The sequence below is a fragment of the Streptomyces sp. NPDC093546 genome, from assembly GCF_044765045.1.
Taxonomy (GTDB): Bacteria; Actinomycetota; Actinomycetes; order Streptomycetales; family Streptomycetaceae; genus Streptomyces.
Window position 1 is genome coordinate 60,504 of record NZ_JBIWJG010000021.1, and the last position, 19,666, is coordinate 80,169.

The 19,666-nt window shown below is 70.1% G+C and carries 17 protein-coding genes; 15 read left to right on the forward strand and 2 right to left on the reverse strand.

Translation table 11 applies throughout. The features are described from left to right. Positions 1 to 4: 4 nt before the first annotated feature. Entirely contained in the window at positions 5 to 529 is a 525-nt protein-coding gene (locus ACIRNI_RS30570; protein WP_403556433.1) for a GNAT family N-acetyltransferase, read from the reverse strand. Positions 530 to 627: 98 nt separating this feature from the next. Here ACIRNI_RS30570 and ACIRNI_RS30575 point away from each other — a divergent pair, with 98 nt between their 5' ends. Further along, positions 628 to 1,920 (forward strand): geranylgeranyl reductase family protein, encoded by a 1,293-nt coding sequence (locus ACIRNI_RS30575; RefSeq protein WP_403556435.1) that lies wholly within the window; start codon positions 628 to 630, stop codon positions 1,918 to 1,920. 94 nt (positions 1,921 to 2,014) lie between these two features. Here the strand turns inward: ACIRNI_RS30575 and ACIRNI_RS30580 are convergent, their stop codons facing one another. Beyond that, positions 2,015 to 2,860 carry a C40 family peptidase gene (locus ACIRNI_RS30580; RefSeq protein WP_355362795.1) on the reverse strand — a complete coding sequence of 282 codons (846 nt, stop codon included), beginning with the start codon at positions 2,858 to 2,860 and terminating at the stop codon, positions 2,015 to 2,017. Between the two features lie 704 nt (positions 2,861 to 3,564). Here ACIRNI_RS30580 and ACIRNI_RS30585 point away from each other — a divergent pair. From ACIRNI_RS30585 to nuoN, 14 genes are read left to right on the forward strand one after another with little or no spacing between them, the layout of a single operon-like run. Continuing rightward, entirely contained in the window at positions 3,565 to 3,924 is a 360-nt protein-coding gene (locus ACIRNI_RS30585; protein ID WP_031077122.1) for an NADH-quinone oxidoreductase subunit A, read from the forward strand. A 54-nt stretch (positions 3,925 to 3,978) separates the two neighbouring features. Beyond that, the gene (locus tag ACIRNI_RS30590) at positions 3,979 to 4,533 is read left to right on the forward strand and encodes a NuoB/complex I 20 kDa subunit family protein (protein WP_403556437.1); all 555 of its coding nucleotides are present in this window, start codon (positions 3,979 to 3,981) and stop codon (positions 4,531 to 4,533) included. Continuing rightward, positions 4,530 to 5,261, forward strand: a complete 732-nt coding sequence (locus ACIRNI_RS30595; protein WP_403556439.1) for an NADH-quinone oxidoreductase subunit C — start codon at positions 4,530 to 4,532, stop codon at positions 5,259 to 5,261. Before ACIRNI_RS30590 ends, ACIRNI_RS30595 begins: the two co-directional genes overlap by 4 nt. Further along, positions 5,258 to 6,580, forward strand: a complete 1,323-nt coding sequence (locus ACIRNI_RS30600) for an NADH-quinone oxidoreductase subunit D (RefSeq protein ID WP_403556441.1) — start codon at positions 5,258 to 5,260, stop codon at positions 6,578 to 6,580. The genes ACIRNI_RS30595 and ACIRNI_RS30600 overlap by 4 nt, the downstream gene beginning before the upstream one ends. Before the next feature lie 26 nt (positions 6,581 to 6,606). Continuing rightward, positions 6,607 to 7,422 (forward strand): NADH-quinone oxidoreductase subunit NuoE, encoded by an 816-nt coding sequence (gene nuoE / locus ACIRNI_RS30605; RefSeq protein WP_403556478.1) that lies wholly within the window; start codon positions 6,607 to 6,609, stop codon positions 7,420 to 7,422. After that, complete coding sequence (gene nuoF, locus ACIRNI_RS30610; RefSeq protein ID WP_403556443.1) at positions 7,422 to 8,765, forward strand: NADH-quinone oxidoreductase subunit NuoF; 1,344 nt, start codon at positions 7,422 to 7,424, stop codon at positions 8,763 to 8,765. The genes nuoE and nuoF overlap by 1 nt, the downstream gene beginning before the upstream one ends. Continuing rightward, a complete protein-coding gene (locus ACIRNI_RS30615; RefSeq protein ID WP_403556445.1) occupies positions 8,762 to 11,257 on the forward strand; it encodes an NADH-quinone oxidoreductase subunit G in 2,496 nt (831 codons plus the stop codon). Before nuoF ends, ACIRNI_RS30615 begins: the two co-directional genes overlap by 4 nt. Further along, positions 11,254 to 12,612, forward strand: a complete 1,359-nt coding sequence (nuoH, locus tag ACIRNI_RS30620; protein WP_403556447.1) for an NADH-quinone oxidoreductase subunit NuoH — start codon at positions 11,254 to 11,256, stop codon at positions 12,610 to 12,612. Before ACIRNI_RS30615 ends, nuoH begins: the two co-directional genes overlap by 4 nt. Then, complete coding sequence (gene nuoI / locus ACIRNI_RS30625; RefSeq protein WP_403556449.1) at positions 12,605 to 13,228, forward strand: NADH-quinone oxidoreductase subunit NuoI; 624 nt, start codon at positions 12,605 to 12,607, stop codon at positions 13,226 to 13,228. Before nuoH ends, nuoI begins: the two co-directional genes overlap by 8 nt. Continuing rightward, entirely contained in the window at positions 13,225 to 14,085 is an 861-nt protein-coding gene (locus ACIRNI_RS30630) for an NADH-quinone oxidoreductase subunit J (protein WP_403556451.1), read from the forward strand. The genes nuoI and ACIRNI_RS30630 overlap by 4 nt, the downstream gene beginning before the upstream one ends. Next, positions 14,082 to 14,381, forward strand: a complete 300-nt coding sequence (gene nuoK / locus ACIRNI_RS30635) for an NADH-quinone oxidoreductase subunit NuoK (RefSeq protein ID WP_064070011.1) — start codon at positions 14,082 to 14,084, stop codon at positions 14,379 to 14,381. Before ACIRNI_RS30630 ends, nuoK begins: the two co-directional genes overlap by 4 nt. A gap of 11 nt (positions 14,382 to 14,392) precedes the next feature. Beyond that, the gene (nuoL, locus tag ACIRNI_RS30640; protein WP_403556453.1) at positions 14,393 to 16,333 is read left to right on the forward strand and encodes an NADH-quinone oxidoreductase subunit L; all 1,941 of its coding nucleotides are present in this window, start codon (positions 14,393 to 14,395) and stop codon (positions 16,331 to 16,333) included. A gap of 5 nt (positions 16,334 to 16,338) precedes the next feature. After that, positions 16,339 to 17,910 carry an NADH-quinone oxidoreductase subunit M gene (locus ACIRNI_RS30645; RefSeq protein WP_355362814.1) on the forward strand — a complete coding sequence of 524 codons (1,572 nt, stop codon included), beginning with the start codon at positions 16,339 to 16,341 and terminating at the stop codon, positions 17,908 to 17,910. Next, complete coding sequence (gene nuoN / locus ACIRNI_RS30650) at positions 17,907 to 19,571, forward strand: NADH-quinone oxidoreductase subunit NuoN (protein WP_403556455.1); 1,665 nt, start codon at positions 17,907 to 17,909, stop codon at positions 19,569 to 19,571. The genes ACIRNI_RS30645 and nuoN overlap by 4 nt, the downstream gene beginning before the upstream one ends. Positions 19,572 to 19,666 lie beyond the last annotated feature (95 nt).

Genomic DNA, 19,666 nt, shown 5'->3' on the forward strand with positions numbered 1-19,666 from the left:
CGGCTCACAGCTCCAGGCGGAAGCAGCACCCCTCCTGACCGCCGCTGTCGGGGATGGCGTACGTCTCGCCCTGCGTCATCCCGAGCCGCCGTGTCACGGCCACCGAGCGGGCGTTGCGGGTGTTGACCATGGCGACCACCCGCTCCACCCCGGCCGCCCGCAGCCGCTCCAGCGTGGCGCGGGCGGCGGCCGTCGCGTACCCCTTGCCCCACGCGGAGCGCGCGAGCCGCCAGCCGATCTCTATCTCGCCGACCGGCCCCCAGGCGTGCGGCCACGGCTGCGCGCCGGTGAAGCCGATGACCTCGCCGTCCTCGTCCAGCAGCGTCCACAGGCAGAAGCCGCGCTCGGCGTCGTGCCGGCGCTGGCGGGCGGTGAACTCGTGGTAGACGGACAGCTCGGCCGGGCCACCCTGGAAGAACTCCATGACCTCCGGGTCGTCGAAGACCCGGTGCCAGGCGTACGCGTCCTCGTCCGTCGGCACGCGCAGCCGGACTACGGGCGGGGCGGCGGCGGGGAGCAGCTCGGTCATCGGGGTGGCCCTTCGGGTCGGTGATCGGTACGTCCCCCTAGACTGCACATGACCTGTGCCGTCCGGTACGCAATTTCGAGTATTCGGGAGAACCCGCCGTGGCCGAGCAGCAGCCCCTGTCCGAACACACAGCGGATGTGATCGTCGTCGGGGCGGGCCCGGCCGGTTCGACCACCGCCTACTACCTCGCCAAGGCGGGCCTCGACGTCCTCCTGCTGGAGAAGACCGCGTTCCCGCGCGAGAAGGTCTGCGGTGACGGCCTCACGCCCCGCGCCACCAAGCAGCTGGTCGCGATGGGCATCGACATCTCCGAAGAGGCGGGCTGGCTGCGGAACAAGGGCCTGCGCATCATCGGCGGCGGCGTGCGCCTCCAGCTCGACTGGCCGGAGCTCGCCAGCTTCCCGGACTACGGACTGGTGCGCAAGCGCGACGACTTCGACGAGCAGCTCGCCCGCCAGGCGCAGAAGGCCGGTGCCCGCCTCTACGAGCGCTGCAACGTGGGCGCCCCCGTCATCGACGACCGCACCGGCCGCATCACCGGCGTCCACGCCAAGCTCGGCGAGGAGAAGGCGCCCGTCACCTTCCACGCGCCGCTCGTCGTCGCCGCCGACGGCAACTCCACCCGCCTGTCGCTCGCCATGGGCCTGCACCGGCGCGAGGACCGCCCGATGGGCGTCGCCGTCCGCACGTACTTCACCTCCCCGCGCCACGACGACGACTACCTGGAGTCCTGGCTGGAGCTGTGGGACCGGCGCGGCCCGGGCGAGGACCGGCTGCTGCCCGGTTACGGCTGGATCTTCGGCATGGGCGACGGCACCTCCAACGTCGGCCTCGGCGTCCTCAACACCTCCGACTCCTTCAAGGAGCTGGACTGGCGCGAGGTGCTGAAGGCGTGGTGCGCCTCGATGCCGGAGGACTGGGGGTACGTCCCCGAGAACATGACCGGCCCGATCCGCGGCGCCGCCCTGCCGATGGCCTTCAACCGCCAGCCGCACTACACGCGCGGCCTGCTGCTGGTCGGCGACGCGGGCGGCCTGGTCAACCCGTTCAACGGCGAGGGCATCGCGTACGCCATGGAGTCCGGGCAGATCGCGGCCGACGTCATCGTCCAGGCGCACGCCCGCCAGACCCCGGCCCAGCGCGAACTGGCCCTGCACAACTACCCGAAGATCCTCAAGGACACCTACGGCGGCTACTACACGCTCGGCCGCGCCTTCGTGAAGCTCATCGGCAACCCGAAGGTCATGAAGATCGCCACGCAGCGCGGCCTGACGCACCCGCTGCTGATGAAGTTCACGCTGAAGATGCTCGCCAACCTCACCGACCCGACGGGCGGCGACGCGATGGACCGCATCATCAACGGCCTGTCGAAGGTGGCCCCCAAGGCTTGAGGCCCCAGGCCTACGGTACGGCGAAGGGCCGTCGCTCCCTCCCCGAGCGGGAGAGCGACGGCCCTTACGGCTGTGTGCCCCGGATCAGACCGGATCAGAGCAGGCGCACCGCGCCGGACGGCGGGTCGTAGTCGAGCGAGCGCTCGACGACGCCGGTGCCGGGGTTCTGCGCGCCGACGAACTTGCCGCCGCCGACGTAGATCGCCACGTGGTACGAGTTGCTCCGGCTGCCCCAGTAGAGGATGTCGCCGGGCTGGAGGTTGTCGAGCGAGACCGAGGTGCCCATGCTCGACTGGGCGCCGGAGACCCGCGGGAGGTCGATGCCGGCCTGGCGGTACGCGGCCTGCACGAGGCCGGAGCAGTCCCAGGAGTTGGGGCCGGTGCCACCCATGACGTACGCGTCGCCGACCTGGGCGCGGGCGAAGGCGATGATCGCCGACGCGGAGCCGGTGGCGGGCGCGGAGTCGTAGGAGCCGCCCTCGTCGGAGCCGAGACCGGAGCCGGAGTCGGAGCCGGAGGCGGCGAGCGTGGTGCGCTCGGAGGAGCGGTTGGCGCGCTCCTGGGCCTCGGCGCGGGCCCTCTCCTCGGCCTTGCGCTCGGCTTCGGCCTTGCGCTCGGCCTCCTGCTTGGCCTTCTTGGCCTCCTTGGCGGCCTTGGCCGCCGCGGCGTCCTCCAGGGCCTGGAGCTCGGTGTCGAGGGCGATCTGCTGGGTCGCCTCGGCGGAGGCGGCGACGGCGCTCGACAGGTGCGCGGAGAGGTCTTCTCCGTTGAGCGCGGGCATCTCGATGGTCTCGGTCACCGGCTCGGCCTGGGCCGGGCCGGCGGCACCGGCCACCGCGACGGTGCTGAGGACGCCACCGGCAACTCCGGCGCGCAGCGAGAGCTTCGAGGCGCTGCGGCGGGGCTTCCGGTGGCTGGGTATGTGAGCGGTGTGGGACATGAGTACAACCGCTATCAGGGCGTGGCGGTTCCCTTCAAGAAACGTGGGGTGCGCCACAGTTGCGCGTGGAATGCCCGAATCCGCTTCATCGGGGCCTTTATTGACGCCGTAACGGACAATGCGGACTGTCGTGATCAAGCCCGTGGTCATGGGGTTTCCGCGAAACGCCCGAATTGCCGCGCGCTTACCACTTCGGCGCTCCCGTGGCCAAGCCCGCTAGTGGAGGGGTGCGATTCGTGTGACGCAGGTCACGGAGTGATCACGGCTCGGGGCGCGGCGAGTCGTCCGAAAGATCGTGAAAACGCGCACGCGTCCACTTCGGTCCCGGGGACCCCCTCGGGTGGGTGAGGTGAAGCTCCTTTATCACTCGGGGGAGTCCATTGCGAATTTGCCTGTAGCGGCCAACGCTTGATAGGGCACACCCCTCTCGACCAGCGGTAACACCCTCCGGTGTCACGGTATGAGGTCATTCGACCACGGGGTGTGCCAAGATCACCGTTCATCCGAATTCATGATCCTTCGCCAGGTGGTGGAGATCACAAAGACGTTGTCGCACCCCGTGTCGCAGATCACAGATCGACGGGCATAGGATGCGAAGCAGTCGGGCTTGTGAACTGCCTCACATGTACGCGATCTTCGCGAGGCGGCGAGACGGATGCCCGGTGCGGTCCAACGGTCAAGGACGACTGGAAGGAGCGAGGAGCGTGAATGCCTACGCGCCCATCCTCGTGCTCGGCGCCCTCGGGGCAGGGTTTGCGATCTTCTCCGTGGTCATGGCCACGCTTATCGGCCCAAAGCGGTACAACAGGGCGAAGCTTGAGGCGTACGAGTGCGGTATCGAGCCGACGCCTACACCGGCCGGCGGCGGCCGCTTCCCCATCAAGTACTACCTGACGGCGATGCTCTTCATCGTCTTCGACATCGAGATCGTCTTCCTCTACCCCTGGGCCGTCAGCTTCGACGCACTCGGGCTCTTCGGGCTCGTGGAGATGCTGCTCTTCGTGCTCACCGTCTTCGTCGCCTACGCCTACGTCTGGCGGCGCGGCGGCCTGGACTGGGACTGAGGACCTAGAGGGACCTAGAGGACTTGAGGACTTAAGGGGCTGAGGGGCACCGACATGGGACTCGAAGAGAAGCTGCCGAGCGGTTTTCTGCTGACGACGGTCGAACAGGCCGCGGGCTGGGTGCGCAAGGCGTCCGTCTTCCCCGCGACCTTCGGTCTCGCCTGCTGCGCCATCGAGATGATGACGACCGGCGCCGGGCGGTACGACCTGGCGCGTTTCGGCATGGAGGTCTTCCGCGGCTCACCGCGCCAGGCCGACCTGATGATCGTGGCCGGCCGGGTGAGCCAGAAGATGGCGCCCGTCCTGCGCCAGGTCTACGACCAGATGCCCAACCCGAAGTGGGTGATCTCCATGGGGGTGTGCGCATCGTCGGGCGGAATGTTCAACAACTACGCGATTGTGCAGGGCGTGGACCACATTGTTCCCGTTGACGTCTATTTGCCGGGCTGCCCGCCGCGTCCGGAGATGCTGATGGACGCGATCCTCAAGCTCCACCAGAAGATCCAGAGCTCCAAGCTCGGCGTCAACGCGCGAGAAGCGGCCCGCGAGGCGGAGGAGGCGGCGCTCAAGGCGCTGCCGACGATCGAGATGAAGGGCCTGCTGAGGTGAGTGAGTCACAGCCCAATCCGGACAAGGAACTCAGCGCGCAGAACCTTCCCGGCCAGCGGGGCCAGGGCGGTGAGGAGATCCGCGTCCAGCGCGGCATGTTCGGCGCGAACAACGGCGGCGACACCTCCGGCTACGGCGGACTGGTCCGCTCCATCCGCCTCCCCGGCGAGGCCACCCGCCCCTACGGCGGGTACTTCGACGAGGTCGCCGACGAGCTCGAAGGCGCCCTGGAGGAACAGGGACTCGTCCCCGAGAACGCCATCGAGAAGACGGTCGTCGACCGAGGCGAGCTCACCTTCCACATCGCCCGCGAGCACCTGCTCCGCGTCGCCCGCACCCTGCGCGACGACCCCGCCCTGCGTTTCGAGCTCTGTACGGGCGTCAGCGGCGTCCACTACCCGGGCGACAAGGGGCGCGAGCTGCACGCCGTCTACCACCTGCGCTCGCTCACCCACGGCCGGCTGATCCGGCTGGAGGTCTCCGCGCCCGACGCGGACCCGCACATCCCGTCGCTCGTCGGGGTCTACCCGACCAACGACTGGCACGAGCGCGAGACGTACGACTTCTTCGGCCTGATCTTCGACGGCCACCCCGCCCTGACCCGGATCATGATGCCGGACGACTGGCAGGGCTTCCCGCAGCGCAAGGACTACCCCCTCGGCGGCATCCCCGTCGAGTACAAGGGCGCCCAGATCCCGGCTCCGGACCAGCGGAGGTCGTACTCGTGACCACTCCACCTGCCAGCGCCCGCGAGACCACCGAGGGCACCGTCTACACGGTCACCGGCGGCGACTGGGACGAGGTCGCCCAGTCCGCGGCCAAGGCCGACGACGAGCGGATCGTCGTCAACATGGGCCCGCAGCACCCGTCCACGCACGGCGTGCTCCGGCTCATCCTGGAGCTCGACGGCGAGACCGTCACCGAGGCCCGCTGCGGCGTCGGCTACCTGCACACCGGCATCGAGAAGAACCTCGAGTTCCGGACCTGGACGCAGGGCACCACCTTCGTCACGCGCATGGACTACCTGACGCCCTTCTTCAACGAGGCGGCGTACTGCCTGAGCGTGGAGAAGCTGCTCGGCATCGAGGACCAGATCCCCGACCGCGCCTCCGTCATCCGCGTGCTGCTGATGGAGCTCAACCGCCTCTCCTCCCACCTGGTGTGCATCGCCACCGGCGGCATGGAGCTCGGCGCCACCACGATCATGATCTACGGCTTCCGGGACCGCGAGCTGATCCTGGACCTGTACGAGCTGATCACCGGCCTGCGCATGAACCACGCGTTCATCCGGCCCGGCGGCCTCGCCCAGGACCTGCCGCCCGGCGCCATCGACCAGCTCCGCGAGTTCGTGAAGACGATGAAGAAGAACATGCCGGAGTACGACAAGCTCGCCACCGGCAACCCCGTCTTCAAGGCCCGCATGCAGGACATCGGCTACCTCGACCTGGCGGGCTGCATGGCCCTCGGCGTCACCGGCCCGATCCTGCGCTCCGCCGGCCTCCCGCACGACCTGCGCAAGACCGACCCGTACTGCGGCTACGAGACTTACGAGTTCGACGTCCCGACCGCGGACACCTGTGACGCGTACGGCCGCTTCCTCATCCGGCTGGAGGAGATGCGCCAGTCGCTGCGGATCGTCGAGCAGTGCCTGGACCGGTTGGAGCCCGGCCCGGTGATGGTCGCCGACAAGAAGATCGCCTGGCCCGCGCAGCTCGCCCTCGGGCCCGACGGCCTCGGCAACTCGCTGGACCACATCAAGAAGATCATGGGCACCTCCATGGAGGCCCTGATCCACCACTTCAAGCTGGTGACCGAGGGCTTCCGGGTCCCGCCCGGGCAGGCGTACACCGCCGTCGAGTCGCCCAAGGGGGAGCTCGGCGCGCACGTCGTCTCCGACGGCGGCACCCGCCCCTACCGGGTCCACTTCCGCGACCCGTCGTTCACCAACCTGCAGGCCATGGCGGCGATGTGCGAGGGCGGCATGGTCGCCGACGTCATCGTCGCCGTCGCGTCCATCGACCCCGTGATGGGAGGCGTCGACCGGTGACCGCCAATCAAGAGGTCAGCCTGGGCATGCCACAGCTGCCCGCCCCGGACTACCCCGCCGAGGTGCGGGCCCGGCTGGACGCGGACGCCCGGGAGATCGTCGCCCGCTACCCCGACAGCCGCTCCGCGCTGCTGCCGCTGCTGCACCTGGTGCAGGCGGAGGAGGGCTACGTCTCCCGCACCGGCATGCGGTTCTGCGCGGAGACCCTCGGCCTGACCACCGCCGAGGTCACCGCCGTCGCCACCTTCTACACCATGTACCGGCGGAGGCCCTCCGGCGACTACCAGGTCGGGGTGTGCACCAACACCCTGTGCGCCGTCATGGGCGGCGACGCCATCTTCGACGAGCTGAAGCAGCACCTCGGCGTCGGCAACAACGAGACGACGCCGGACGGCAAGGTCACCCTCGAGCACATCGAGTGCAACGCCGCCTGCGACTTCGCGCCCGTGGTGATGGTCAACTGGGAGTTCTTCGACAACCAGACGCCCGAGACCGCCAAGCGGCTCGTCGACGACCTGCGCGCCGGCCGCCCGGTCACCCCGACCCGCGGCGCGCCCCTGTGCACGTACAAGGAGACCGCCCGCATCCTGGCCGGCTTCCCGGACGAGCGCCCCGGCGCGGTCGAGGCGTCGGGCGGCGCGGGCCCCGCCTCGCTCGTCGGGCTCCGGCTCGCCAAGGGCGAGGCCGCACCCGGCGCGCGCGTGGTCCACCCGCGCGGGGAGGCCCCGCAGGACGAGCCGACGCCCGGCTCCGGGCATCTCAGCTCCCACGACGCGCCGCAGCCGACCTCGGCCTCCGACCCGCAGCACCCGTCCGGCCCGGTCACCGAGGAGGGGGAGTGATGACGTTGGCCACCGAGATGACCAGCCCCGAGAAGCTGCTGTCGCCGGTCCTGTCGGCGTTCTGGGACGATCCGCACTCCTGGACGCTGGAGACGTACAAGCGGCACGAGGGGTACGAGGGTCTGCGCAAGGCCCTCGCCATGTCGCCCGACGACGTCATCGCGTACGTCAAGGACTCCGGCCTGCGCGGCCGGGGCGGCGCGGGCTTCCCCACCGGCATGAAGTGGCAGTTCATCCCGCAGGGCGACGGCAAGCCGCACTATCTTGTTGTCAACGCCGACGAGTCGGAGCCCGGGACCTGCAAGGACATCCCACTCCTCTTCGCGAACCCGCATTCCCTCATCGAGGGGATCGTGATCGCCTGCTACGCGATCCGGTCGAACCATGCCTTCATCTACCTGCGCGGCGAGGTCGTCCCCGTCCTGCGCAGGCTGCACCAGGCGGTGCGGGAGGCGTACGCGGCGGGCTACCTCGGCACCAACATCCTCGGCAGCGGACTCGACCTCGAACTCACCGTGCACGCGGGCGCGGGCGCGTACATCTGCGGTGAGGAGACCGCGCTGCTCGACTCGCTCGAAGGCCGTCGTGGCCAGCCCCGGCTTCGTCCCCCCTTCCCCGCGGTCGCCGGTCTCTACGCGTGCCCCACTGTGGTGAACAACGTCGAGTCCATCGCGTCGGTTCCCGCGATCCTGAACCGGGGCAAGGACTGGTTCAAGTCGATGGGCAGCGACAAGTCCCCCGGTTTCACGCTGTACTCGCTCAGCGGCCATGTCGCCTCGCCGGGCCAGTACGAGGCACCGCTCGGTGTCACCCTGCGCCAGCTGCTCGACATGGGCGGCGGCATGCGCCCCGGTCACCGGCTGAAGTTCTGGACGCCCGGCGGCTCGTCGACGCCGATGTTCACCGACGAGCACCTCGACGTCCCGCTCGACTACGAGGGCGTGGGCGCCGCCGGCTCGATGCTCGGCACCAAGGCGCTCCAGTGCTTCGACGAGACGACCTGTGTGGTGCGGGCCGTGACGCGGTGGACCGAGTTCTACGCCCACGAGTCGTGCGGCAAGTGCACCCCGTGCCGCGAAGGCACGTACTGGCTGGTGCAGTTGCTCCGCGACATCGAGGCGGGCAAGGGCGCCATGAGCGACCTCGACAAGCTCGCCGACATCGCCGACAACATCAACGGCAAGTCGTTCTGCGCCCTCGGCGACGGCGCCGCCTCGCCGATCTTCTCCTCGCTGAAGTACTTCCGCGACGAGTACGAGCAGCACATCACGGGCAAGGGCTGCCCCTTCGACCCGGCCAAGTCGACCGCCTGGGCGGACAACCACGTGGAGGTGACGGCATGACCGTCATGGCGTCCAACCCCGCCGGGGGCGGCGCGGCTGCCGTCCCGCCGGAGGACCTCGTCACGCTGACCATCGACGGGATCGAGATCTCCGTCCCCAAGGGGACGCTGGTGATCCGCGCCGCCGAGCAGCTCGGCATCGAGATCCCCCGGTTCTGCGACCACCCGCTCCTCGACCCGGCCGGCGCCTGCCGGCAGTGCATTGTCGAGGTCGAGGGCCAGCGCAAGCCGATGGCGTCCTGCACCATCACCTGCACCGACGGCATGGTCGTCAAGACGCAGCTGACCTCGCCCGTCGCCGAGAAGGCGCAGGTCGGCGTGATGGAGCTGCTGCTCATCAACCACCCGCTGGACTGCCCGGTCTGCGACAAGGGCGGCGAGTGCCCGCTGCAGAACCAGGCCATGTCGCACGGCCAGGCCGACTCCCGCTTCGAGGGGCAGAAGCGGACGTACGCCAAGCCGGTGCCGATCTCCACGCAGGTGCTGCTCGACCGCGAGCGGTGCGTGCTGTGCGCGCGCTGCACCCGGTTCTCCAACCAGGTGGCGGGCGACCCGATGATCGAGCTGATCGAGCGCGGCGCGCTCCAGCAGGTCGGCACCGGTGAGGGCGACCCGTTCGAGTCGTACTTCTCCGGCAACACCATCCAGATCTGCCCGGTCGGCGCGCTGACCTCGGCCGCGTACCGGTTCCGCTCCCGTCCCTTCGACCTGGTCTCCAGCCCGTCGGTCTGCGAGCACTGCTCGGGCGGCTGCGCCACGCGCACCGACCACCGGCGCGGCAAGGTCATGCGGCGGCTCGCCGCCAACGACCCGGAGGTCAACGAGGAGTGGCTGTGCGACAAGGGGCGGTTCGCGTTCCGGTACGCGCAGCAGCGTGACCGGCTGACGACGCCGCTGGTGCGCGGCGAGGACGGCGTGCTCGCGCCGGCTTCCTGGCCGGAGGCCCTGGAGGCCGCCGCGCGCGGGCTGGTCCGGGGGCGCACGGGCGTCCTGGCGGGCGGGCGGCTGACGGTCGAGGACGCGTACGCGTACGCCAAGTTCGCGCGCGTCGCCCTCGACACGAACGACGTCGACTTCCGGGCGCGGGTGCACAGCAGCGAGGAGGCCGACTTCCTCGCCGCGCGGGTCGCCGGGCGCGGCCGCGACCTGGACGGGCACGGCGTCACGTACACCTCCCTGGAGAAGGCCCCGGCGGTGCTGCTGGTGGGGCTGGAGGCGGAGGAGGAGGCGCCGGGCGTCTTTCTGCGGCTGCGCAAGGCGTGGCGCAAGCACGGCCAGCGGACGTACGCGGTCGCGTCGCACGCCACGCGGGGCCTGGAGAAGGCGGGCGGCACGCTGCTGCCGGCCGCGCCCGGGACCGAGACCGAGTGGCTGGACGCCCTGGCCTCCGGCACGGGGCTGGACGCCGACGGTACCGCCGCCGCGGAGGCGCTGCGGCAGCCCGGCGCGGTGCTCGTCGTCGGTGAGCGGCTGGCCGCGGTGCCGGGCGCGCTGACCGCGGCCGTGCGCGCCGCGACGGCGACCGGGGCGGAGCTGGTGTGGATCCCGCGCCGGGCCGGGGAGCGCGCCGCCCTCTGGGCGGGTGCCATCCCGTCGCTGCTGCCGGGCGGGCGGCCCGCGACCGACCCGCGCGCGCGGGAGGAGGTCGCCGCCGCGTGGGGCGTACGGGAACTGCCGCACCGCTACGGGCGCGACACCGGCCAGATCGTGGAGGCCGCCGCCACCGGTGAGCTGGGCGCCCTGCTCGTCGGGGGCGTCGAGGTCGCGGACCTGCCGGACCCGGCACGCGCGCGGGAGGCGCTCGACGCGGCCTTCGTGGTGTCGCTGGAGCTGCGGCCGAGCGAGGTCACGCAGCGGGCGGACGTCGTCCTCCCGGTGGCCGCGGTCGCCGAGAAGCCCGGCACCTTCCTCAACTGGGAGGGCAGGGTCCGGATGTTCGAGGCCGCGCTGAAGCCGGAGCACATGACGCGCACGCTCGCCCCGGCCGACGCGCGCGTGCTGCACATGCTGGCCGACACCATGGACGCGCACTTCGCCCTGCCGGACGTGAAGGCCGTACGCCGCGAGCTGGACCGGCTCGGCGCCTGGGACGGCACGCGGGCGTCCGACCCGGTGGCGTCCGGGCGGCCGCTGCCCCACGCGGCCGCGGGCGAGGCCGTGCTGGCGGGCCACCGGATGCTGTTGGACCTCGGCGTCCTCCAGGAGGGCGACGAGGCCCTGGCGGGTACGCGCCACGCCTCCCTCGCCCGCCTCTCGGCGGCCACGGCGGCGGAGACCGGCGTCAAGGACGGCGACCTGCTGGCGGTGACGGGCCCCTCCGGCTCGCTCGAACTGCCGCTGCGGGTGACGCCGATGCCGGACCGCGTGGTGTGGCTCCCGCTCAACTCGACCCCCGGCGGCGCCCTGTCGGCCCTGGGCGCCCGCCCGGGCGACCTGGTGCGCATCGGCGCCGCGACCCCGATCTCCGCGGACCGCACGGAGGTGGAGGCATGATCCCGTACACCCTGGCAGCGGAAGACCTGTCCATGTTCGGCCGCGACCCCTGGTGGCTCGTGGTGATCAAGGCGGTCTTCTGCTTCGCCTTCCTGATGATCACGGTGCTCTTCTCCATCGTGTGGGAGCGCAAGGTCGTCGCCTGGATGCAGCTGCGCATCGGGCCGAACCGGCACGGCCCCTGGGGCCTCCTCCAGTCCCTCGCGGACGGCGTCAAGCTGATGCTGAAGGAGGACGTGATCGTCAAGCGGGCCGACAAGGTCGTGTACGTGCTGGCGCCGATCGTCGCCGCCATCCCCGCGTTCATGGCGATCGCCGTGATCCCCTTCGGCCCGGCCGGCAACGAGATCTCGATCTTCGGGCAGCGCACCACGATGCAGCTGACCGACCTGCCGATCGCGATGCTCTACATCCTCGCGGTCGCCTCCGTCGGCATCTACGGCATCGTGCTGGCCGGCTGGTCGTCGGGCTCGACGTACCCGCTCCTCGGCGGACTGCGCTCGTGCGCGCAGATGATCAGTTACGAGATCGCGATGGGCGCCGCCTTCGCGTCCGTCTTCCTCTACTCCGGGTCGATGTCGACGTCGGCGATCGTCGAGGCGCAGGCGGACCGCTGGTACATCGTCCTGCTGCCGGTCTCCTTCCTCATCTACATCGTCACGATGGTCGGGGAGACCAACCGCGCCCCCTTCGACATGCCGGAGTCCGAGGGCGACCTGGTCGGCGGCTTCAATACCGAGTACAGCTCCATCAAGTTCGCGATGTTCATGCTCGCCGAGTACGTGAACATGGTGACGGTCTCGGCGGTGTCCGTGACCCTCTTCCTGGGCGGCTGGCGCGCCCCGTGGCCCGTCTCCACCTTCTGGGAGGGCGCGAACCACGGCTGGTGGCCGATGCTCTGGTTCGTCGTCAAGGTGCAGCTGCTGCTGTTCTTCTTCATCTGGCTGCGCGGCACGCTGCCGCGCGTCCGCTACGACCAGCTGATGAAGCTCGGCTGGAAGGTCCTCATCCCCGTCTCGGTCGTCTGGCTGATGCTCGTCGCGACCGTGCGCGCGCTGCGCAACGAGAACTACGAGTTCCAGCAGATCGTGCTGTACGTGGCGGGCGCGGTGATCGCCGTGCTGCTGATCTCCTTCGTGGCGGACGTCTTCCGCGACAAGAAGGCGAAGGAGGCGGAGCGGACCGCCGAGCCGCCCGCCGCGTTCGACCCGATGGCCGGCGGTTACCCCGTACCGCCGCTGCCCGGGCAGACCCTGCCGCCGGTGCCTCGCCGACGGCCTCGCGGTGACCGGGCGCTGATTGTCAGTGGTGGGCCGGACACTACAAGTGACGGAAAGGAGGCCGACGGTGTCTGACAGCAACTTCCAGAATCCGGTCGCCGGCTTCGGCGTGACCTTCAAGGCCATGTTCAAGAAGCGGCTGACCGAGCAGTACCCGGAGCAGAAGAAGACGACAGCGCCGCGCTTCCACGGCCGGCACCAGCTCAACCGCCACCCGGACGGCCTGGAGAAGTGCGTCGGCTGCGAGCTGTGCGCCTGGGCCTGCCCGGCGGACGCCATCTACGTCGAGGGCGCGGACAACACCGACGAGGAGCGCTACTCCCCGGGCGAGCGCTACGGCCGCGTCTACCAGATCAACTACGCGCGCTGCATCCTGTGCGGCCTGTGCATCGAGGCGTGCCCCACGCGGGCGCTGACGATGACGAACGAGTTCGAGCTGGCGGACTCCACCCGGGCCGACCTCATCTTCACCAAGGAGCAGCTCCTCGCGGGCCTGGAGGACGGCATGGTGGACAGTCCGCACGCCATCCACCCCGGTATGACGGAGCAGGACTACTACCGGGGCCTGGTGACGGAGGCCGCGCCGGGCACGGTCCAGCAGGCCGCCGTCAGCAAGGGCGAGAAGCCGCAGGACGCGGAGTCCGACTTCGGTGAGGAAGAGCCCGCCTCGAAGAAGGTGATCGGGGCATGAACACCCTTGCCGCGTCTACGACGTCCACGGGCGAGGCCGTCCAGTTCTGGGTGCTCGGCATCGTCGCCGTCATCGGCGCGCTGTGCACCGTCCTGATGAAGAGGGCCGTGCACAGCGCGCTCTGCCTCGCCGGAACCATGATCATCCTGGCGGTCTTCTACCTCGCCAACGGCGCGTACTTCCTGGGCGTCGTCCAGATCATCGTCTACACCGGCGCGATCATGATGCTGTTCCTCTTCGTCGTCATGCTGGTCGGCGTCACCGCCGCCGACTCGCTCAAGGAGACGATCAAGGGCCAGCGCTGGTTGGCCGCCGGCTGCGGGCTGGGCTTCGGCATCCTGCTCATCGCCGGTATCGGCAGCGCCTCGCTGAAGACCTTCGACGGCCTCGCCACGGCGAACGCCGGCGGCAACGTGGAGGGCCTCGCCGCGCTGATCTTCAGCAAGTACGTCTTCGCCTTCGAGATCACCGGCGCGCTGCTCATCACGGCCACGGTCGGCGCGATGGTGCTGACGCACCGGGAGCGCACCGAGCCCGCCCGTACCCAGCGGGAGCTGGCCGAGCAGCGCGTACGCGAGGGCAAGCAGCTGCCGCCGCTGCCGGCGCCCGGCGTCTACGCCCGGCACAACGCCGTGGACATCCCCGGTCTGCTGCCCGACGGCACGCCGTCGGAGCTCACCGTCAGCCAGACCCTGCGGGCCCGCGGCCAGATCCGCGACGTCTCGCGCGAGGCCCTGGAGGACCTCAAGGCGCTGGAGCAGCGCGCCGAGGAGCGCCTGGGCCGGGGCCCGTCGGAGCCGCAGGCGCCCCGGCCCCAGGACCGCGAGCAGGACCGTGAGGAGGAGAAGGCGCAGTGAATCCGGTCAACTACCTGTACCTGGCCGCTCTGTTGTTCACCATCGGCGCGGCCGGGGTGCTGATCCGGCGGAACGCGATCGTCGTCTTCATGTGCGTGGAGCTGATGCTCAACGCCTGTAACCTCGCGCTCGTCGCCTTCTCCCGGATGCACGGCAATCTCGACGGCCAGATCATCGCCTTCTTCACGATGGTCGTCGCCGCCGCGGAGGTCGTGGTCGGCCTCGCGATCATCGTGTCGCTGTTCCGTTCCCGCCACTCGGCCTCGGTCGACGACGCCAGCCTGATGAAGCTGTGAGGGGCTGAATCGTGGAGAACCTGATCGCGCTGCTCGTCGCGGCGCCCCTGCTCGGAGCGGCCGTCCTGTTGTGCGGCGGCCGCCGGCTGGACAAGGCCGGGCACTGGCTCGGCACCCTGCTCGCGGCCGCCTCCTTCGCCATCGGCGTCGTGCTCTTCTTCGACATGCTCGGCAAGGGGGCGGAAGAGCGCGCCCTGCACCAGCACCTGTTCAGCTGGGTGCCGGTGGAGAGCTTCCAAGCGGACATTGCCTTCCAGCTGGACCAGCTGTCGATGACGTTCGTCCTCCTCATCACCGGCGTGGGCACGCTCATCCACGTGTACTCGATCGGGTACATGGCCCACGACGAGCGCAGGCGCCGCTTCTTCGGCTATCTGAACCTGTTCCTCGCGGCGATGCTGCTGCTGGTCCTCGCCGACAACTACCTGCTGCTGTACTTCGGCTGGGAGGGCGTCGGCCTCGCCTCGTACCTGCTCATCGGCTTCTGGCAGCACAAGCCGAGCGCGGCGACGGCGGCGAAGAAGGCCTTCCTGGTCAACCGGGTCGGCGACATGGGCCTGTCCATCGCCATCATGCTGATGTTCACCACCTTCGGGACCTTCACCTTCGGGCCGGTGCTCTCCGCGACCGGTGAGACGTCCGAGGGCATGCTGACGGCCATCGGGCTGATGCTGCTGCTCGCCGCCTGCGGCAAGTCCGCGCAGGTGCCGCTGCAGTCCTGGCTCGGGGACGCGATGGAGGGCCCGACCCCGGTCTCGGCCCTGATCCACGCGGCCACCATGGTGACCGCCGGGGTCTACCTCATCACCCGCTCGGGCGCGATCTTCAACGCCGCCCCGGACGCGCAGCTGGCGGTCACGGTCGTCGGAGCGGTCACGCTCCTCTTCGGTGCGATCGTCGGTTGCGCCAAGGACGACATCAAGAAGGCGCTGGCCGGTTCGACGATGTCGCAGATCGGCTACATGATCCTGGCCGCCGGTCTCGGCCCCATCGGTTACGCCTTCGCGATCATGCACCTGGTGACGCACGGCTTCTTCAAGGCCGGGCTGTTCCTCGGCGCCGGTTCGGTCATGCACGGCATGAACGACGAGGTCGACATGAGGAAGTACGGCGGCCTGCGGAAGTACATGCCGGTCACCTTCGTGACCTTCGGCCTCGGGTACCTCGCCATCATCGGCTTCCCCGGGCTCTCCGGCTTCTGGTCCAAGGACAAGATCATTGAGGCGGCCTTCGCCAAGGGCGGCACGGAGGGCTGGATCCTCGGCGGCGTCGCGCTGCTGGGCGCGGGCATCACCGCGTACTACATGACCCGCGTGATGCTCATGACCTTCTTCGGCGAGAAGCGCTGGCAGCCCGCCCCGGACGCGGACGCCGTACCGAGCGCCGAGCCCGCGGCCGAGGACCACGCCGGCCGGATGCCGCACCCGCACGAGTCGCCGAAGTCCATGACGATCCCGATGATCCTGCTGGCCTTCGGGTCGGTCTTCGCGGGCGCGCTCTTCTCGCTCAACAGCGCGTTCGTCAACTGGCTGAAGCCGGTGACCGAGTTCGAGCACGGCCACCCGCCGATCAGCGCGGGCACGGTGACCGCCTCCACGGTCGTCGTGCTGCTGATCGGGGTCGGCATCGCGTACGCGCAGTACGGCCGCCGGCCCGTGCCGGTCGTCGCCCCGCGCGGCTCGCTGCTCACCCGCGCCGCCCGCCGCGACCTGCTCCAGGACGACTTCAACCACATCGTCCTGGTGCGCGGCGGCGAGCACCTCACCCGCTCCCTGGTCTACGTCGACCACTCCCTGGTCGACGGGGTGGTCAACGGCACCGCCGCCTCGTTCGGCGGCCTGTCCGGCCGGCTGCGCCTGCTGCAGAACGGCTTCGCCCGCTCCTACGCGGTCTCGATGTTCGGAGGTACGGCGGTGCTGATCGCCGCGACCCTGCTGATGAGGGGAGTGTGACCCCGATGTCCTTTCCCCTCCTGACGGTGACGGCGGCCGTGCCGGCCGTCGGCGCGATCCTCACCGCCGCCGTCCCCGCCGCGCGCCGCACGGCCGCCAAGTGGCTGGCGCTGCTCGTCTCGCTCGCCACGCTCGTGCTGGCGGCGTACGTCGCGGTCCGCTTCGAGCCCGGCGGCGACCGCTACCAGCTCACCGAATCGCACACCTGGATCAAGGACTTCGGGGTGCGGTACGAACTGGGCGTGGACGGCATCGGGGTGGCGCTCATCGCGCTCACCGCGCTGCTGATCCCGTTCATCATCCTGGCCGGCTGGCACGACGCCGACCCCCTGGAGACCCAGTCCAAGCGGTGGCGGCCGACGCAGGGCTTCTTCGCCCTGATCCTGGCGGTCGAGGCGATGGTGATCCTCTCCTTCGAGGCCACCGACGTCTTCCTCTTCTACATCCTCTTCGAAGCCATGCTCATCCCGATGTACTTCCTCATCGGCGGCTTCGGAGACCGGGCCCACGCGGGCACCGACGAGAACGCCGCCGCCCAGCGGTCGTACGCCGCGGTGAAGTTCCTGCTCTACAACCTGGTCGGCGGGCTCATCATGCTCGCCGCCGTCATCGGGCTGTACGTCGTCGCCGGGAACTTCTCCCTCACGGAGATCGCCGCGGCGCGGGCGAGCGGCGAGCTGGAGATGGCGGCCACCACCGAGCGGCTGCTGTTCCTGGGCTTCTTCTTCGCCTTCGCGGTGAAGGCGCCGCTGTGGCCGCTGCACACCTGGCTGCCCAACGCCATGGGCGAGGCCACCGCCCCGGTCGCCGTGCTCATCACGGCGGTCGTGGACAAGGTCGGCACCTTCGCGATGCTCCGCTTCTGCCTCCAGCTCTTCCCGGAGGCGTCGAAGTGGGCGACCCCCGCGATCATCGTGCTGGCGCTGATCAGCATCGTGTACGGGGCGCTGCTGGCCGTCGGCCAGCGGGACATCAAGCGCCTGGTGGCGTACGCGTCGATCTCCCACTTCGGCTTCATCATCATGGGCATCTTCGCCATGACGAGCCAGGGCCAGTCCGGCGCGACGCTCTACATGGTGAACCACGGGATCTCGACGGCCGCGCTGATGCTGGTGGCCGGGTTCCTGATCTCGCGGCGCGGCTCGCGCCTCATCGCCGACTACGGCGGTGTGCAGAAGGTGGCCCCGGTCCTCGCCGGGACGTTCCTGATCGGCGGTCTGGCCACGCTGTCGCTGCCGGGGCTCGCGCCGTTCGTCAGCGAATTCCTGGTGCTGGTCGGCACGTTCGCCCGCTATCCGGTCGCGGGCGTCATCGCGACCTTCGGCATCGTGCTCGCCGCGCTCTACACGCTGGTGCTCTACCAGCGGACGATGACCGGCCCCGTGAAGGAGGAGGTGCGGGCGATGCCCGACCTCAAGGCCCGTGAGCTGGTGGTGGTCGCGCCGCTGATCGCACTGCTGCTGCTCCTCGGCGTCTACCCGAAGCCGGTGACCGAGATCGTCGATCCGGCGGTGCGGCACACCATGTCGGACGTACAGCAGAAGGACCCGGCACCCGAAGTGGAGGCGGCCAAGTGAACGCAGCAGCCGCAGAGGCTGTCCACAGCCTGTGGACGACGGCAGCCGAACCGGCCACCGTCGACAAGATCGGGGCGCCGACCATCGAGTACACCCAGCTGGCGCCCACGCTGATCGTGGTGGGCGCCGCCGTGCTGGGCATCCTCCTGGAGGCGTTCGTCCCGCGCCGGGCCCGCTACTACGCGCAGGTTTTCCTGACCGTCGTCGCGCTGGCCGCCGCCTTCGCGGCGGTGGTCGGCCTGGCGGTCGGCGGGTACGGCTCCACCAAGGCGGGCATCGCCGCGATGGGCGCCATCGCGGTCGACGGGCCCGCGCTGTTCCTGCAGGGCACCATTCTGCTGGCCTCGCTGGTCGCGGTGTTCACCTTCGCCGAGCGGCGGCTCGACCCGGCCCACCACGGGCACCGGGTCGACTCGTTCGCCGCCGAGGCCGCCGCCGTCCCCGGCAGCGAGCACGAGAAGGCCGCCGTCAGGGCCGGTCACACGACCACCGAGGTCTTCCCGCTGATGCTGTTCGCGGTCGGCGGCATGCTCGTCTTCCCCGCGGCCAACGACCTGCTGACGCTCTTCATCGCACTGGAGGTCTTCTCCCTCCCGCTCTACCTGCTGTGCGCCGTCGCCCGCCGCAAGCGGCTGATGTCGCAGGAGGCGGCGGTGAAGTACTTCCTGCTCGGCGCCTTCTCGTCGGCGTTCCTGCTGTTCGGCGTCGCCCTGCTGTACGGGTACGCGGGCTCGGTCTCGTACGCCCGGATCGCCGACGTCGTCGACGGCTCGGTCACCGCCGTCACCCCGGCGCTCGCCGAGACCATGGGCAACGACGTGCTGCTGCTCATCGGCACCGCGATGGTGCTGATGGGGCTGCTGTTCAAGGTGGGCGCGGTGCCGTTCCACATGTGGACACCGGACGTCTACCAGGGCGCGCCCACGCCGGTCACCGGCTTCATGGCGGCCGCGACGAAGGTGGCGGCGTTCGGCGCCCTGCTGCGCCTGTTGTACGTGGTGTTGCCGGGGCTCACCTGGGACTGGCGGCCCGTCATGTGGGGCGTCGCCGTCGTCACCATGCTGGCCGGCGCGGTCATCGCCATCACCCAGACCGACATCAAGCGGCTGCTGGCCTACTCGTCCATCGCGCACGCCGGGTTCATCCTGGCAGGTGTCATCGCGGCCACGCCCGACGGCGTCTCCTCCGTGCTGTTCTACCTGGGGGCGTACTCCTTCGTGACGATCGGCGCCTTCGCCGTCGTCACCCTGGTGCGCGACGCGGGCGGCGAGGCGACGCACCTGTCCAAGTGGGCGGGGCTCGGGCGGCGTTCGCCGCTCGTGGCGGCCGTCTTCGCGGTGTTCCTGCTGGCCTTCGCCGGTATCCCGCTGACGTCGGGCTTCACGGGCAAGTTCGCCGTCTTCAAGGCGGCGGCGGAAGGCGGAGCCGGGGCGCTGGTGGTCGTCGGTGTGATCTCGTCGGCCATCGCCGCGTTCTTCTACATCCGGGTCATCGTGCTGATGTTCTTCAGCGAACCGAAGCCGGAGGGGCCGACGGTGGCCGTGCCGTCGCCGCTGACGATGACGGCCATCGCCGTCGGTGTCGCCGTCACGCTGGTGCTGGGTGTCGCGCCGCAGTACTTCCTCGACCTGGCGGGCCAGGCGGGGGTCTTCGTCCGGTAGCGGTAGCCGCGGCGGTCTGTCGTCGGACCGCCGGATCGTGGGAGCGGCCGGCCGGGTGCGTGGGCACCCGGCCGGCCGCTCTTCCGTGCGGTGCG

Bases quoted from the DNA above. Each gene is read 5' to 3' on its own strand.
- nuoE (WP_403556478.1), top strand. From the start codon at position 6,607: ATGCCACAGCTGCCCGCCCCGGACTACCCCGCCGAGGTGCGGGCCCGG.
- ACIRNI_RS30590 (WP_403556437.1), top strand. From the start codon at position 3,979: ATGGGACTCGAAGAGAAGCTGCCGAGCGGTTTTCTGCTGACGACGGTC.
- ACIRNI_RS30645 (WP_355362814.1), top strand. From the start codon at position 16,339: ATGTCCTTTCCCCTCCTGACGGTGACGGCGGCCGTGCCGGCCGTCGGC.
- nuoH (WP_403556447.1), top strand. From the start codon at position 11,254: ATGATCCCGTACACCCTGGCAGCGGAAGACCTGTCCATGTTCGGCCGC.
- ACIRNI_RS30630 (WP_403556451.1), top strand. From the start codon at position 13,225: ATGAACACCCTTGCCGCGTCTACGACGTCCACGGGCGAGGCCGTCCAG.
- nuoF (WP_403556443.1), top strand. From the start codon at position 7,422: ATGACGTTGGCCACCGAGATGACCAGCCCCGAGAAGCTGCTGTCGCCG.
- ACIRNI_RS30570 (WP_403556433.1), bottom strand. From the start codon at position 529: ATGACCGAGCTGCTCCCCGCCGCCGCCCCGCCCGTAGTCCGGCTGCGC.
- ACIRNI_RS30580 (WP_355362795.1), bottom strand. From the start codon at position 2,860: ATGTCCCACACCGCTCACATACCCAGCCACCGGAAGCCCCGCCGCAGC.
- ACIRNI_RS30615 (WP_403556445.1), top strand. From the start codon at position 8,762: ATGACCGTCATGGCGTCCAACCCCGCCGGGGGCGGCGCGGCTGCCGTC.